Source organism: Pseudomonas sp. GM24 (assembly GCF_000282235.1).
Taxonomy (GTDB): Bacteria; Pseudomonadota; Gammaproteobacteria; order Pseudomonadales; family Pseudomonadaceae; genus Aquipseudomonas.
Genome location: NZ_AKJR01000014.1, coordinates 74,139 through 89,313, shown reverse-complemented (window position 1 = coordinate 89,313; position 15,175 = coordinate 74,139). Strand labels below are relative to the sequence as shown.

Below are 15,175 nucleotides of genomic sequence, written 5' to 3'. Positions count from 1 at the left end.
TTTTGATCTTGTCTTTTAAAAAACAACATCAAAAGATCGCAGCCTTCGGCAGCTCCTACACAGTCATTTTTCAGATGTGAGGCCTGCATGTCTTTCGATCTCGCCGCACGCCTTGCTGCCCGTCGTGCCGAAAACCTCTATCGCCAGCGTCCGCTGCTCGAGTCCCCGCAGGGGCCGCAAGTGGTGGTCGACGGCAAACCGCTGCTTGCCTTTTGCAACAACGACTACCTCGGTCTGGCCAATCACCCGCAAGTGATCGAAGCCTGGCGCGCCGGCGCTGAACGTTGGGGTGTCGGTGGTGGCGCCTCGCATCTGGTGATCGGCCACAGCGGGCCGCATCACGCACTGGAAGAAGCGTTGGCCGATCTCACCGGGCGTCCGCGTGCGCTGTTGTTCACCACCGGCTACATGGCCAATCTCGGCGCCGTCACGGCGCTGGTCGGGCAGGGCGATACGGTGCTGGAGGATCGGCTCAATCACGCCTCGTTACTGGATGCGGGTCTGTTGTCCGGCGCGCGTTTCAATCGCTATCTGCACAACGACGCGGTGAGCCTGGCCAAACGTCTGGAGAAAGCTACCGGCAATACGTTGGTCGTCACCGATGGCGTGTTCAGCATGGACGGCGACCTCGCTGATCTGCCGGCATTGGCCCGCGAAGCCAAGGCCAAAGGCGCGTGGCTGATGGTCGATGACGCTCATGGTTTCGGGCCGCTGGGTGCAAATGGCGGCGGGATTGTCGAGCATTTCGGTTTGAGTCAGGAGGACGTGCCGGTGCTGGTCGGCACCCTCGGTAAAGCGTTCGGCACCGCTGGCGCGTTCGTCGCGGGCAGCGAAGAGCTTATCGAAAGCCTGATCCAGTTCGCCCGTCCGTATATCTACACCACCAGTCAGCCACCGGCGCTGGCCTGCGCAACGCTGAAAAGTCTGGAGCTACTGCGCACTGAGCATTGGCGTCGAGAACATCTACAAACGCTGATCCGTCAGTTCCGCCATGGCGCCGAGCAGATTGGCCTGGAGTTGATGGACAGCTTCACGCCGATTCAGCCGATCATGATTGGCGATGCCGGGCGCGCCGTGCGGCTGTCGCAGATGTTGCGCGCGCGCGGCCTGATGGTCACGGCGATCCGCCCACCGACCGTGCCCGCCGGCAGCGCTCGCTTGCGCGTGACCCTGACCGCTGCCCACAGCGAGGCGCAGGTGCAGCTATTGTTAGAGGGACTGGCCGATTGCTTTGCCCAATTGTCGTCGGAGCCAAGCCATGCGTGATCGCCTGATTCTGCTGCCCGGCTGGGGCCTCGGTGTGTCGCCGATGGAGCCTCTGGCTGCGGCGTTGCAGGGGCTCGATGAACATCTGAAAGTCGACATCGAGCCGCTGCCGGAGCTGGATTCCAGCGATCTGCAAGACTGGCTCGAGGAACTCGATGAAAACATTCCTCAAGACGTCTGGCTCGGTGGCTGGTCGCTGGGCGGCATGCTTGCGTCCGAACTGGCGGCGCGCCGCGGCGAGCGTTGCTGCGGGTTGCTGACGCTAGCGAGTAATCCTTCTTTTGTTGCCCATGAACAATGGCCGAACGCGATGCCGGGCGAAACGTTCGATGCGTTTCTCGCCGGTTGCCAGGCCGATCCGCGGATGACCCTCAAACGGTTTTCGCTGCTCTGTGCTCAGGGGACGCAGGATCCGCGCGGCCTGTCGCGATTGATGTTGGGCGGCGCACCGCACACTGCGCCGACTGCATTGATGGCGGGACTGGAATTGCTCGCGCAGATGGACACACGCGAAGCCCTGCAAGCATTTCGCGGTCCGCAATTTCATCTGTTCGCGGGACAGGATGCCCTGGTCCCGGCGGAAGCGGCGGGGGCGTTGTTCGCCCTGTTGCCGGATATCGAAATAGGTCTGATCGAACAGGCCTGTCATGCGTTTCTTCTGGAAGACCCCCACGGACTGGCGGGCGCTATCCAGGCTTTTCTACACGAGTGCGGTGATGACTGATTTGTCTCTTGTGCTGCCTGGCGGCTTGCCTGACAAGCGTCAGGTCGCAGCCTCTTTTTCTCGCGCGGCGGCCAGTTACGACAGCGTCGCCGAGTTGCAACGTGATGTCGGTACACAATTGCTGCAGCGCTTGCCGGTGGATTTCGTACCAGCGCGCTGGCTGGATCTGGGCTGCGGCACGGGGTATTTCACCCGGGCGCTGGCCTCGCGTTTTGTTGAAGGCCATGGTCTGGCGCTGGATATCGCCGAAGGCATGCTTGAGCATGCGCGGCCACTGGGCGGTGCCGAGCATTTCATTGCTGGCGACGCGGAGCGGCTGCCGCTGCAGGAGTCGACCTGCGACCTGATTTTCTCCAGCCTCGCGGTGCAGTGGTGTGCGGATTTCGATGCAGTGCTCAGCGAAGCTTTTCGCGTGCTGAAACCGGGTGGGATTTTTGCGTTTGCTAGTCTTTGTGTAGGGACGCTGTTTGAGTTGCGCGACAGCTGGCGGCAAGTCGACGGGCTGGTGCACGTCAACCGCTTCCGCGAGTTCGCCCGTTATCAGCAATTGTGTGCGGCCAGTGGCTTGCGCACGCTGAGTCTGGAGAATCAACCACACGTGCTGCATTACCCGGATGTGCGCAGCCTGACCCATGAATTGAAAGCCTTGGGCGCGCACAATCTGAACCCGGGGCGGCCGGGCGGTTTGACCGGACGGGCGCGGATTCTCGGTTTGGTTGAAGCTTACGAGCAGTTCCGTGAGGCGTCGGGGTTGCCGGCGACTTATCAGGTGGTCTACGCCGTGTTGGAGAAACCCGTATGAGCGCAGCCTATTTCATCACCGGAACGGATACCGATGTCGGCAAGACCACCGTTGCCGCCGGGTTGCTGCATGCAGCTCGTTCGGCGGGCTTGAGTACGGCGGCGGGCAAACCGGTGGCGTCCGGGTGCGAAGTGACGCCCAAGGGGCTGCGCAATTCCGATGCGTTGGCGCTGTTGGCCGAATGTTCGCTGCCGCTGACTTATCAACAGGTCAATCCGGTAGCGTTCGAGCCGGCGATTGCTCCGCATCTGGCAGCGCGCGAGGCCGGTGTAGCGTTGACCGTGCAATCGTTGCTGGCGCCGATGCGTGAGATTCTGGCAATGAATGCCGATTTCACCTTGATCGAAGGCGCGGGCGGCTGGCGAGTGCCGCTGGCGGATCAGGATAATTTGTCGGATCTGGCGATTGCCTTGAAACTGCCGGTGATCCTGGTGGTAGGCGTGCGGCTGGGTTGCATCAGTCATGCCTTGCTGACGGCGGAAGCGATTGCCCGTGATGGGCTGCAGTTGGCCGGGTGGGTGGCGAATATCATCGATGCGAAGACTTCGCGGCTGGAAGAAAACCTCGCGACGTTGGCCGAGCGGATTCCGGCGCCGTGCCTGGGGCGCGTGCCGAAACTCAAGGCCTTGAGTGCAGAGGCGGTGGCCGATCATTTGCAACTGGATCTGCTCGACTAAGCTTTTCTCTATGGGCAGGCACTGTGCCATTAGTGTTTTTGACGGGTGTTTTTCTGACGCCTCTGCTTCAATGGCGCCATTGATCCTTCCCAAGGATGAGAACCGTTATGGAAATCTCCGGTAACACAGCTTTTTATGCAGGTCTGAGCTCGATTCAGAGCGGGCAGAACCGCGTCGATCAGGCGGCCAGCCAGATTGCCAATAATACGATTGAACGCTCGGTGACCAGCCAGTCGTCCGAAGTGCAGGTTGACCGTCTACGCGGTGTCGATCGTGCCCAGCAATCGGATCTGGCCAGCAATATGGTCGAGATGTCTCAGGGCAAGATCCAGGCGGAGCTGGGTGTGAAGGTCGCCAAAGCCTCCGACGAAGTGCTCGGTACGATCATCGACACCTTCGCCTGATTTTTCTGTCTTCTGCACGCTGAACGCCGCGACCTGTCGCGGCGTTTTTCATGGTAAGTCCTTCTCCCTCAACTAATCTTTTTTCAGCACCCGTGACTCGTGCGAGCTCATGGCGGTTTGCTGTGCCCTGCGTTTGAAAATTCTGATGACGAACGGCAAAAGATCGATGCTTGACAAGATTTCGGCGTAAACGTATGTTTCAAACAACTGTTTGACCGTCACAACAAATCAACACGGTCGTTCATTCCCGGTTACATCAGCAGAGGTTTATCGCTATGCCTGACTACAAGGCCCCCTTGCGTGATATTCGCTTCGTTCGTGACGAACTGCTCGGCTACGAAGCGCACTATCAGAGCCTTCCGGCTTGCGCAGACGCAACTCCGGACATGGTTGACGCCATTCTCGAAGAAGGCGCCAAGTTTTGTGAGCAGGTACTGGCACCGCTGAACCGCGTGGGCGACCTCGAAGGTTGCACCTGGAGCGAGTCCGGCGTGAAAACCCCGACTGGCTTCAAAGAGGCTTACAAGCAATTCGTCGAAGGCGGCTGGCCAAGCCTGGCTCACGACGTTGAGCACGGCGGCCAAGGCCTGCCGGAGTCGCTGGGTCTGGCCGTGAGCGAAATGGTTGGCGAAGCCAACTGGTCGTGGGGCATGTACCCAGGCCTGTCGCACGGCGCGATGAACACCATCTCCGAGCACGGCACTCCAGAGCAGCAAGAAGCCTATCTGACCAAACTGGTTTCCGGCGAATGGACCGGCACCATGTGCCTGACCGAACCGCACTGCGGCACCGACCTGGGCATGCTGCGCACCAAGGCCGAACCTCAGGCCGACGGCTCCTACAAAGTTTCCGGCACCAAGATCTTCATCTCGGCCGGTGAACACGATATGGCCGACAACATCGTCCATATCGTACTGGCCCGCCTGCCGGACGCACCGGCTGGCACCAAAGGCATCTCGTTGTTCATCGTTCCGAAATTCATGCCGAATGCTGATGGCACCGTCGGTGCACGCAACGCAGTGAGCTGCGGTTCGCTGGAACACAAGATGGGCATCCACGGCAACGCTACCTGCGTGATGAACTTCGACGGCGCCACCGGTTACCTGATCGGCCCGGCGAACAAAGGCCTGAACTGCATGTTCACCTTTATGAACACCGCACGACTGGGTACCGCGCTGCAAGGTCTGGCCCACGCCGAAATCGGTTTCCAGGGCGGTTTGAAATACGCTCGCGATCGTCTGCAAATGCGCTCCCTGACTGGCCCGAAAGCGCCGGACAAAGCTGCTGACCCGATCATCGTGCACCCGGATGTACGCCGCATGCTGTTGACCATGAAGGCGTTCGCCGAAGGCAACCGTGCGATGGTGTACTTCACCGCCAAACAGGTCGACATCGTCAAATACGGCGTCGATGAAGAAGAGAAAAAGAAAGCTGACGCACTGCTGGCCTTCATGACTCCGATCGCCAAAGCGTTCATGACCGAAGTCGGTTTCGAATCCGCCAACCACGGCGTACAAATCTACGGCGGCCACGGCTTCATCGCCGAGTGGGGCATGGAACAGAACGTTCGCGACAGCCGCATTTCGATGCTGTACGAAGGCACCACCGGTATCCAGGCACTCGACCTGCTGGGCCGTAAAGTGCTGATGACTCAAGGCGAAGCCCTGAAAGGCTTCACCAAGATCGTCCACAAGTTCTGCCAGAACAACGAAGGCAACGAAGCCGTTGCAGAATTCGTCGCACCGCTGGCCGCGATCAACAAGGAATGGGGCGAGCTGACCATGAAGGTCGGTATGGCCGCCATGAAAGATCGCGAAGAAGTCGGTGCGGCTTCCGTGGACTACCTGATGTACTCCGGTTATGCCTGCCTGGCTTACTTCTGGGCCGACATGGCGCGTCTGGCTGCTGAAAAGCTGGCCGAAGGCAGCGGCGACGCGGCGTTCTACACCGCCAAGCTGCAAACCGCGCGCTTCTACTTCCAGCGCATTCTGCCGCGTACCCGTACCCACGTGGCCACCATGCTGTCGGGCGCCAACAACCTGATGGACATGAAAGAAGAAGACTTCGCACTGGGCTACTAAGTCTTAGCGCGGTCTTTTGAAAACCGCTGCTCCTGTTAGGGGGCGGCGGTTTTTTGTTAGTGAATCGCTCAGATAGTCGGGCTTCCGGCCGTTAAAGAGACAGTGTGTGATCTGGGTCACATTGTGTGGGCTTGGCCGCACTTTGCAGGCACAATGCCATCTCTTTGATATGACGGGTCGGAGCTTTACCCTTGCCGCGTTCTTCCGCTGTACGTTTCAGCCATTTCCTACCTTCACTGCTGTTGTTACTTGCGGGGTTGGCGGCTGCGTACGTCAAAGACCTCAGCGTGTTCTTCACGTCGCTGTTCAACGTGTTGCCGACTTTGGTGCTGTTGCTGGGCGGCGCTTATTGCGCGGTTTACCGGCGTCAGCGCGAACTGTTTCTGATGCTCACGGTGTACATCGCCTACTTTTTGCTCGACACCCAGACCGACTACTACCGCGACAACGGCAAGGTCCGCGAAGACGCTGCGGTGGTCTTCCATCTCGTCTGTTTATTGCTGCCGTTGTTGTTTGGGCTGTTTGCGGCGTGGCAGGAGCGCACGCATCTGTTTCAGGACATGGTCGCGCGCTTCGCCGTTTTGCTGGCCTTCGGCAGCGTGGCGTTGGGACTTGAACAAAGTTATCCCCAGGCGCTGCTGATCTGGCTGTCGGAGATCCGTTGGCCGGCGCTGCACGGCGCGTGGATGAGTCTGATTCAGCTGTCCTATCCGGTGTTTATTTCGGCGTTCCTGCTACTGGCCTGGCAATACTGGCGCAATCCGCGTCCGCTGCATGCGGCGCAATTGGTTGGCCTGCTCGGCGTGTTCTGGATGCTGCCGAAAACCTTCATCCTGCCGTTCACCCTGAACATCATGTGCAGCCAAGTGATGTTGATGATCGCCGCAGCGGTTGCGCACGAGGCTTATCAAATGGCCTTCCGCGACGAACTCACCGGTCTGCCGGGCCGTCGCGCGCTCAACGAACGCATGCAACGCCTTGGTCGCAACTACGTATTGGCGATGAGTGACGTCGATCACTTCAAAAAATTCAACGACACCCACGGCCACGATGTCGGTGACCAGGTGCTGCGATTAGTCGCCAGCAAACTGTCGAAAATCAGCGGTGGCGGTAGGGCGTATCGCTATGGCGGTGAGGAATTCGCCTTGGTGTTTGCAGGCAAAACCCTTGAGGAGTGTATGCCGCACCTTGAGGTGATCCGCGAGTCGATTGCGTCCTACAACATTCAGCTGCGCAATCAGGAAAACCGCCCGCAGGATGATCAGCAAGGTCGTCAGCGCCGCGCCGGCTCGGGTGCCTCCAGTGTGTCGGTGACGGTTAGCATCGGCGTCGCTGAACGAGTGGAGCAACGCAACCCGGAACAAGTGCTCAAGTCTGCCGACGAGGCACTCTACGCCGCTAAAGGCGCGGGGCGTAATTGCGTGATGGCCTACGGACAAAACCGCCGTGGCGCGGTGCGCATGGACGCTGCCGCAGGTTGAGTGATGACGGCGCATTCAGCGTCTGCACAGTGATTGTGGGGTGTGGGGGCCGGCAGTAGGTTGGAGAAAACTGCTGACGGAGAAGCCACCATGCCTGAGTACAAAGCTCCCCTGCGCGACATGCGCTTTCTGATCGACCACGTCTTCGACTTTCACAGCAACTACGCCGCCCTCGGCGCCCACGACGCCAGCCCGGACATGATCAACGCGATCCTTGAAGAAGGCGCGAAGTTCTGCGAGAACGTTCTGGCGCCGCTCAATCGCAGCGGTGACGAAGAGGGCTGCCATTTCGACAACGGTGTGGTGACAACGCCTACAGGCTTCAAGCAAGCCTTCGCACAATATGTCGAGGGCGGCTGGCACGGTCTGGCGGCGGATCCGACTTATGGCGGGCAGGGCTTGCCGAGTTCGCTGGGGCTGGTGATCAGCGAAATGGTCGGCTCCAGCAATACCTCTTGGGGCATGTACCCGGGCTTGACCCACGGCGCGATGTCGGCGATCCACGCCCACGGCAGCGCTGAGCAAAAAGACACCTACCTGAGCAAACTCACCGCCGGCCAGTGGACCGGCACCATGTGCCTGACCGAAGCCCACTGCGGCACCGACCTGGGCATCATCAAGACCCGCGCCGTGCCTCAGGCTGACGGCAGTTATGCGGTCACCGGCAGCAAGATTTTCATCTCCGCCGGCGAGCACGACATGAGCGATAACATCATCCATCTGGTGTTGGCCAAGTTGCCGGATGCGCCGGCCGGGACCAAAGGGATTTCGCTGTTTATCGTGCCGAAATTCTTGCCGAATGCGGCGGGTGAGGCAGGCGAGCGCAACGGCGTGTCCTGCGGTTCGATCGAACACAAGATGGGCATCAAGGCCTCGGCCACTTGCGTGCTCAACTTCGACGGCGCCAAGGGTTACCTGATCGGCGAGCCGAACAAGGGCCTGAACTGCATGTTCACCATGATGAACCACGCACGGCTCGGCACCGGGATGCAGGGTTTGTGTTTGGGTGAAGCGAGTTTCCAGGGCGCCATCAAATACGCCAACGACCGCTTGCAGATGCGTTCACTGACGGGCGCCAAAGCCCCGGACAAAGCCGCCGACCCAATCATCGTCCACCCGGACGTGCGGCGCATGTTGTTGACCATGAAAGCCTTTAACGAAGGCAATCGGGCGCTGACCTACTTCACCGCGCAGTTGCTCGATGTCGCGCATCTGAGCACTGATGCCGAAGCACGGCAGGAGGCCGAGGATTTGTTGGCGTTCCTCACGCCGATCTGCAAAGCGTTCATGACCGACACCGGCCTGGAAGTGACCAACCACGGCATGCAGGTATTCGGTGGCCACGGCTTCATTCGTGAATGGGGCATGGAACAGTTGGTTCGCGACTGTCGGATCGCGCCGATCTACGAGGGCACCAACGGTATTCAGGCGCTGGACCTGCTCGGGCGCAAGGTGTTGGGCAGTCAGGGTAAGTTGCTGCGCGGTTTCACCAAAATCGTCCATAAGTTCTGCGCGGCCAACGCTGAGCACCCGCAGCTGGGCAGTTTCGTTGCGCAGCTCAATGAGCTGAACCAGCAGTGGGGCGACCTGACCATGAAGGTCGGCATGGCGGCCATGAAGAACGCGGATGAAGTGGGCGCGGCGTCGGTGGATTACCTGATGTACAGCGGTTACATCATTCTCGGTTATCTGTGGTTGCGCATGGCGTTGGTGGCGCAGGCGCAGCTGGAGTCGGGCGAGTGTGAGGCGGATTACCTGCGCGGGAAATTGGCGACGTGCGAGTTCTACTTCAAGCGTTTGTTGCCGCGTACGGCGGCGCATCGGGCGGCGATCGAGGCGGGGAGTGATTGCCTGATGAAACTGTCTGGGGAGTTGTTTGCACTTTAGAGAAGATAAAAAGATCGCAGCCTTCGGCAGTTCCTACAGGGAATCGGGCGTTGTCGAGGCTGCGATTTTTTGTGGTGACTAAAAATAACAAATCAGTCACCGGTTGACCCTATGTGTCGCAAAAGTTGTTGAGGTACACTCGGGCTCAGAAAACATCATTCCACGAATCACCTGTTTAGATCTTGCGAGGTTTGCCATGGCTGACTACAAAGCGCCGCTGCGCGATATGCGCTTCGTCCTCAATGAAGTGTTCGAAGTCGCCAAACTCTGGGCCGAACTGCCGGCGCTGGCTGAGACTGTCGACGCCGAAACCGTTGAAGCCATTCTCGAAGAGGCCGGCAAGGTCACCAGCAAAAGCATCGCGCCGCTGAGCCGTGCCGCTGACGAAGAAGGCTGTCACTGGGCTGACGGCGCCGTCACCACTCCAGCCGGTTTTCCACAGGCTTATCAGACTTACGCCGAGGGCGGCTGGGTTGGCGTCGGTGGCGATCCGCAATACGGCGGCATGGGCATGCCCAAAGCCGTATCGGCGCAGGTTGAAGAAATGGTCAACTCCGCCAGCCTGTCGTTCGGTCTGTACCCGATGCTGACCGCTGGCGCCTGCCTGTCGATCAACGCCCATGCCAGCGAAGAGCTGAAAGCCGCGTACCTGCCGAACATGTATGCCGGCGTCTGGGCCGGCTCCATGTGCCTGACCGAGCCGCACGCCGGCACCGACCTGGGGATTATTCGGACAAAAGCCGAGCCTCAGGCCGACGGTTCCTACAAAGTCAGCGGCACCAAAATCTTCATTACCGGTGGCGAACACGATCTCACCGAAAACATCATTCATCTGGTGTTGGCGAAACTGCCGGACGCCCCGGCGGGTCCGAAAGGCATTTCGCTGTTCCTGGTGCCGAAGTTCATGGTCAATGCCGACGGCAGTCTGGGCGCACGCAATCCGGCGAACTGCGGTTCGATCGAACACAAGATGGGCATTCAGGCGTCCGCGACCTGCGTGATGAACTTCGACGAAGCCGTGGGTTATCTGGTTGGCGAGCCGAACAAAGGCCTGGCCGCGATGTTCACCATGATGAACTACGAGCGCCTCGGCGTCGGCATCCAAGGCCTGGCCACCGGCGAGCGTTCGTATCAGAACGCCGTTGAATACGCCCGCGACCGTCTGCAAAGCCGTTCGCCGACCGGCGCGCAGAACAAAGACAAAGTCGCTGACCCGATCATCGTCCACCCGGATGTGCGGCGCATGCTGCTGACCATGAAAGCCTCGAACGAAGGCGGCCGTGCGTTCTCCACCTACGTGGCGATGCAACTCGACACCGCCAAGTTCAGCGAAGACGCCACCACCCGCAAGCGTGCAGAAGATCTGGTCGCGTTGCTGACGCCGGTAGCCAAGGCATTCCTCACCGACCTGGGTCTGGAAACCACCGTGCACGGCCAGCAGATTTTCGGCGGCCACGGCTACATCCGCGAATGGGGCCAGGAGCAACTGGTGCGCGACGTGCGTATCACTCAGATCTACGAAGGCACCAACGGCATTCAGGCGCTGGACCTGGTCGGTCGCAAGATCGTCGGCAGCGGCGGCGCGTTCTACAAGCTGTTCGCCGACGAGATCCGCCATTTCACCGCGACAGCCAGTGCCGATCTGGGCGAATTCACCAAACCGCTGAACGATGCCGTCGACACGCTCGACGAGCTGACCTCGTGGTTGCTGGATCGGGCAAAAAACAACCCGAACGAAATTGGCGCGGCTTCGGTCGAATATTTGCAAGCATTCGGATACACGGCGTATGCCTACATGTGGGCATTGATGGCCAAAGCTTCGCTGGGCAAAGAAGCGCAGGACGATTTCTATGCCAGCAAACTGGGCACTGCGCGCTTCTATTTCGCCCGCTTGCTCCCGCGGATTCACTCGTTGAGTGCGTCAGTAAAGGCCGGTAGCGAGTCGCTGTTCCTGCTGGATGCAGCGCAATTCTGATGCGATGACGTCATGTAAGCATTCTCTTACATGACGTGCTGCTGTTCTCCCATAGGCGAAGATTGGATCCACAGCTAATCTACATTTCATGGACGTCGCGCAGGAAGCGCAAAGCAACAACACGGACACGTAGGATTCTGCCAGGGTGGCGGAGTGAAATGGATGTCAGGGAAACAGTCTGCAAAGCCCCGCTTCGGCGGGGTTTTCTTTTGCCTGAAGAAAAGTGCTCAGACCAAAGGATCGAGCGGCGGCTTTACTTCTCGCTCCATCACTTCTTCCAGCAACGTCCGCAACAGCGCCAAAGAGGCCTGCTGGCGCTGCACATCGCGACACACCAGGCCAACCTTCAGCGGCACGCGCGGTTCGCTCAGCGGTTTCCACAACAGATCCTGATCGTCGTATTCCTTCTGCGAACGCCCCGGCAGCACTGTCGCCAGTTTGGTGTGTGGAAGGCTGTCGAGAATACCCACCATATTGTTCAACTCGGCTTGTACCTGCGGACGGCGCCCGAGGGCGGTCAGTTGCGCCTGCCATATCTGGCGGATCTGGAACTCTTCGCCCAGCAGCAACATCGGCAATTCGGCAGCCTGACGCATCGAGACTTTCTTGAATTCACGCAATGGATGATCCGCCGGGATGACCAGCGTCAGCTCATCTTCGTAAAGCATCACACCGTGCAGGCCCGGTTGGCGCGGCGGCAGGTAACTGATGCCGATGTCCAAAGAACCGTTGAGCAGCCGCCGTTCGATCTCAAGTCCGGTCAATTCATAGATCTGCACCACCAGATGTGGCTGTGCCTTGCGCACCCGCTCAAGCATTTGCGGGACCAGACTGGTGTGCACCGTTTGCAGCACGCCGATCGCCAGCGTGCGCAAGGCCTGGCCCTTGAAGTTGCCCAGCGCCTCGCGCGCCCGTTGCAAGCCATCGAGCAGCGGCAACGCATGGTTGTACAACGTGTGCGCGGCGAGGGTCGGCAGCAGGCGCTTGCTGCTGCGCTCGAACAAGGTGACGTCGAGGTTCTGTTCGAGCTGGCGGATCTGCTGCGACAGCGCCGGTTGCGAGATCGACAGGCGCTCGGCGGCGCGGCCAACATGACCTTCTTCGTAGACCGCGACGAAATAACGCAGTTGCTTGAAATCCATAAGTAATGCTTATCAAAAATGCTGGTAAATCGAAATGGCCCGAAGCCGTCAGTGCGCCTAGTCTAACCGCATTCACAAGGCTTACAGGGCCAGAAAGTGCGATGAATAGCGATCGCTTCGACAGTGTTTGCATAGGCAGTTCAAAAAACCTCGAACGAGGGTTTTTTCAATGAATCTGTTCAGTTTGCGGCGCCAGACGCCTAGTCTTGATGACCTCGCTTTCGAGGCCAACCCTTCAGACATCAGCGAAAGTCTCAGCGCCGAGCGCCTGATGCCTAGCGTCGAACGGCCGCAACAGGTGTTTGTCCGTGGTCAGGGGTCGTGGCTGTGGGGCAGTAACGACCGCGCGTATCTCGACTTTTCTCAGGCCGGCGGCGCCAACAGCCTCGGCCACAGCCCGTCGGCGCTGGTCAAAGCCATCAGCAGTCAGGCGCAGGCGCTGATCAATCCCGGCTTCAATCTGCACAATCGGGGCATGCTCAGCCTTGCCGAGCGTCTGTGCGCCGCTACCTCCAGCGATCAGGCCTACCTGCTCAACAGCGGCAGCGAAGCCTGTGAAGCGGCGATCAAACTCGCGCGCAAATGGGGGCAGCTGCATCGCGGCGGCGCCTCGCGGATCATTGTCGCGAAGCAGGGTTGTCACGGTCGCAGCCTGGCGACGATTTCCGCCTCGGACAGCTGCAACCTGCACAACCGTTTTGCGCCACTGCTGCCGGGTTTCGATCTGGTGCCGTTCAACGACTTGCCGGCCCTGCACGCTGCGGTCGATGCGCAAACCGTCGCAATCATGCTGGAACCGATTCAAAGCGATGCCGGCGTTATTCCGGCCACCGAACATTACCTCAAAGGTGTCGAACGACTTTGTCGTGAACTGGGCATTCTCTTGATCCTCGACGAAGTACAAACCGGTATCGGCCGCTGCGGCGCTCTGCTCGCGGAACAGTCCTACGGCGTGCGCGCCGATATCGTCGTGCTCGGCAAAGGACTTGGCGGCGGTGTGCCATTGGCGGCGCTGCTGGCGCGGGGCAAAGCGTGCTGTTTCGAGGCCGGCGAACTGGGCGGCACCCATCACGGCAATGCATTGATGACGGCGGCCGGTCTGGTAGTGCTCGACAGCGTGCACGACCGCAGTTTCCTCCAGCAGGTCAACGACAACGGCCAGTACCTGCGCGAAGGCCTGGTCCGATTGGCACACCGCTATTACCACGGCGAACTGCGCGGTCAAGGCCTCTTCTTCGGACTGACCCTGTCAGACGATTCCGCAGAGGCCGTGGTCCACGCCGCCCTGCACGAAGGCCTGCTGCTCAATGCGCCGCAAGCCAACTGCCTGCGTTTCACCCCGGCCCTCACCGTCAGCAAAACCAACATCGATGAAATGCTCCTGCGCCTAGGCCGCTCCTTCTCGCGAGTGCGCACCGCGCAACTGCAATGCCGCAAAGGGATTGCCGTCTGAGCTGAAGTTTCCCACCCGATTTCCAGAACCGTCTCGCGGTATAACGCACGCCCCACGCCTGATTCTTTTGGCGTGGGGCGTTTTTTTTGTGGCCGGGTTTTGCAGATGGCGTTTAGTGCTTGAGAGTTCGTTGTGCGAATGGTTTTTTAGAAAGTCCCTGCAGGGAATGCGGGGGCAGACCGATCGATATTTTCGAGACGGATGGCTTTGTAATCTATACCACTGGGTGGTATGTTTTTTGGAAGGGATACCGATGTCATTCAGGCTGTTCAAAACCAAGGGTTTTGCGATACGAGCCGGCAAGGCTTGGATCAGCGACGCGGAGCTCCGGGAAGCATTTTGCGAGATGCTTGAAGGTCAGGCTGACGATCTTGGTGGTGGCGTCTGGAAGAAGCGGTTGAGCGCCAACCGTCATCGTTCGATTGTTTTGGCTAAGGGCGGGCGTTACTGGATCTATCAAGTGCTGTTCGCCAAGAAAGATCAGAGCAACATCACAACATCCGAATTGAAGGATTTACGAAAGTTAGCCAAAACCTATGCTCAACTGACCGAGGAGCAGATCCGGGATTTGTTGGCAATGAAGGAGTTTGTGGAGATATTTCATGAGTAAGAAATTCAAAAGTGAAGTTTTTGAATCGATACACGAATCAGCCAGCGCTCTACTGGCTGTCGGAGCAATCAGCAAGGCAACAATGCGGGAGTTTGATGAGTCGTGTCTGGCAACGGTTCCTGAAGCGATCCCGGCGGAACAGATCAAGGCTCTGCGCGAACGCAATAACGTCAGCCAGCCGGTATTCGCTCGCTACTTGAACACTAGCGCGTCGACAGTCAAACAATGGGAGTCGGGAGACAAACACCCCAGTGGAATGGCGCTGAAGTTACTGAGCATCGTGCAGAAGCACGGACTGCAAATTCTTAGCTGAGCTATCAGTTTGATACCGACACTGTGATTAGCACTGAACCCTGACGAACGGCGCGGGTCGATTAGCTTGTATGGCTCAAATGAGCCAACCCCCATACAGGAGCTGCCCCATGGATTTCATTCGCATCATCATCGCTATTCTGTTGCCACCACTGGGCGTGTTTCTGCAGGTCGGATTTGGCGGGGCGTTCTGGTTGAACATTCTGCTGACGTTGTGCGGGTATATTCCGGGGATCGTGCATGCGGTTTACATCATCGCCAAGCGCTGAGTCAGCGGCATAAACCTGTAGGTGCTGCGGCACGCTGCGATCTTTTGATTTTAATTCGAGGATCAGGATCAAAAGATCGCAGCGTGCCGCAG

Annotated in this window: 14 protein-coding genes; 13 read left to right on the top strand and 1 reads right to left on the bottom strand. The window is 59.1% G+C overall.

Features of this window, described 5'->3' with window-relative positions:
* The first annotated feature begins 87 nt into the window (after window positions 1–87).
* From bioF to PMI23_RS01665, 9 genes are all read left to right on the top strand, one after another.
* Window positions 88–1,266 (top strand): 8-amino-7-oxononanoate synthase, encoded by a 1,179-nt coding sequence (gene bioF / locus PMI23_RS01705; RefSeq protein WP_007910033.1) that lies wholly within the window; start codon window positions 88–90, stop codon window positions 1,264–1,266.
* Window positions 1,259–1,990: an alpha/beta fold hydrolase gene (locus PMI23_RS01700; protein WP_007910035.1), complete on the top strand. Its 732-nt coding sequence runs from the start codon at window positions 1,259–1,261 to the stop codon at window positions 1,988–1,990. Before bioF ends, PMI23_RS01700 begins: the two co-directional genes overlap by 8 nt.
* On the top strand, window positions 1,983–2,792 hold the full coding sequence (gene bioC / locus PMI23_RS01695; protein WP_007910042.1) for a malonyl-ACP O-methyltransferase BioC: 810 nt from the start codon (window positions 1,983–1,985) through the stop codon (window positions 2,790–2,792). Before PMI23_RS01700 ends, bioC begins: the two co-directional genes overlap by 8 nt.
* Entirely contained in the window at window positions 2,789–3,469 is a 681-nt protein-coding gene (bioD, locus tag PMI23_RS01690) for a dethiobiotin synthase (protein ID WP_007910044.1), read from the top strand. Before bioC ends, bioD begins: the two co-directional genes overlap by 4 nt.
* A 107-nt stretch (window positions 3,470–3,576) precedes the next feature.
* On the top strand, window positions 3,577–3,873 hold the full coding sequence (locus tag PMI23_RS01685) for a hypothetical protein (protein ID WP_007910046.1): 297 nt from the start codon (window positions 3,577–3,579) through the stop codon (window positions 3,871–3,873).
* Window positions 3,874–4,148: 275 nt separating this feature from the next.
* On the top strand, window positions 4,149–5,954 hold the full coding sequence (locus PMI23_RS01680) for a phenylacyl-CoA dehydrogenase (RefSeq protein WP_007910048.1): 1,806 nt from the start codon (window positions 4,149–4,151) through the stop codon (window positions 5,952–5,954).
* 191 nt (window positions 5,955–6,145) lie between these two features.
* Entirely contained in the window at window positions 6,146–7,435 is a 1,290-nt protein-coding gene (locus PMI23_RS01675) for a GGDEF domain-containing protein (RefSeq protein WP_007910051.1), read from the top strand.
* A gap of 90 nt (window positions 7,436–7,525) precedes the next feature.
* Window positions 7,526–9,322: an acyl-CoA dehydrogenase C-terminal domain-containing protein gene (locus tag PMI23_RS01670; RefSeq protein WP_007910053.1), complete on the top strand. Its 1,797-nt coding sequence runs from the start codon at window positions 7,526–7,528 to the stop codon at window positions 9,320–9,322.
* A 196-nt stretch (window positions 9,323–9,518) separates the two neighbouring features.
* Complete coding sequence (locus PMI23_RS01665) at window positions 9,519–11,297, top strand: acyl-CoA dehydrogenase C-terminal domain-containing protein (protein ID WP_007910055.1); 1,779 nt, start codon at window positions 9,519–9,521, stop codon at window positions 11,295–11,297.
* A gap of 227 nt (window positions 11,298–11,524) precedes the next feature.
* Here the strand turns inward: PMI23_RS01665 and PMI23_RS01660 are convergent, their stop codons facing one another.
* Window positions 11,525–12,439: a LysR family transcriptional regulator gene (locus PMI23_RS01660; protein ID WP_007910057.1), complete on the bottom strand. Its 915-nt coding sequence runs from the start codon at window positions 12,437–12,439 to the stop codon at window positions 11,525–11,527.
* Between the two features lie 169 nt (window positions 12,440–12,608).
* On the opposite strand from PMI23_RS01660, the gene PMI23_RS01655 reads away from it, so the two are divergent.
* The 4 genes from PMI23_RS01655 (at window position 12,609) to PMI23_RS29125 (ending at window position 15,083) form a co-directional block, all read left to right on the top strand.
* Window positions 12,609–13,892 (top strand): aspartate aminotransferase family protein, encoded by a 1,284-nt coding sequence (locus tag PMI23_RS01655; RefSeq protein ID WP_007910059.1) that lies wholly within the window; start codon window positions 12,609–12,611, stop codon window positions 13,890–13,892.
* Between the two features lie 253 nt (window positions 13,893–14,145).
* Window positions 14,146–14,502 (top strand): type II toxin-antitoxin system RelE/ParE family toxin, encoded by a 357-nt coding sequence (locus PMI23_RS01650; protein ID WP_007910060.1) that lies wholly within the window; start codon window positions 14,146–14,148, stop codon window positions 14,500–14,502.
* Entirely contained in the window at window positions 14,495–14,815 is a 321-nt protein-coding gene (locus PMI23_RS01645) for a helix-turn-helix domain-containing protein (RefSeq protein WP_007910062.1), read from the top strand. Before PMI23_RS01650 ends, PMI23_RS01645 begins: the two co-directional genes overlap by 8 nt.
* A 109-nt stretch (window positions 14,816–14,924) precedes the next feature.
* The gene (locus PMI23_RS29125) at window positions 14,925–15,083 is read left to right on the top strand and encodes a YqaE/Pmp3 family membrane protein (RefSeq protein WP_003228885.1); all 159 of its coding nucleotides are present in this window, start codon (window positions 14,925–14,927) and stop codon (window positions 15,081–15,083) included.
* Window positions 15,084–15,175 lie beyond the last annotated feature (92 nt).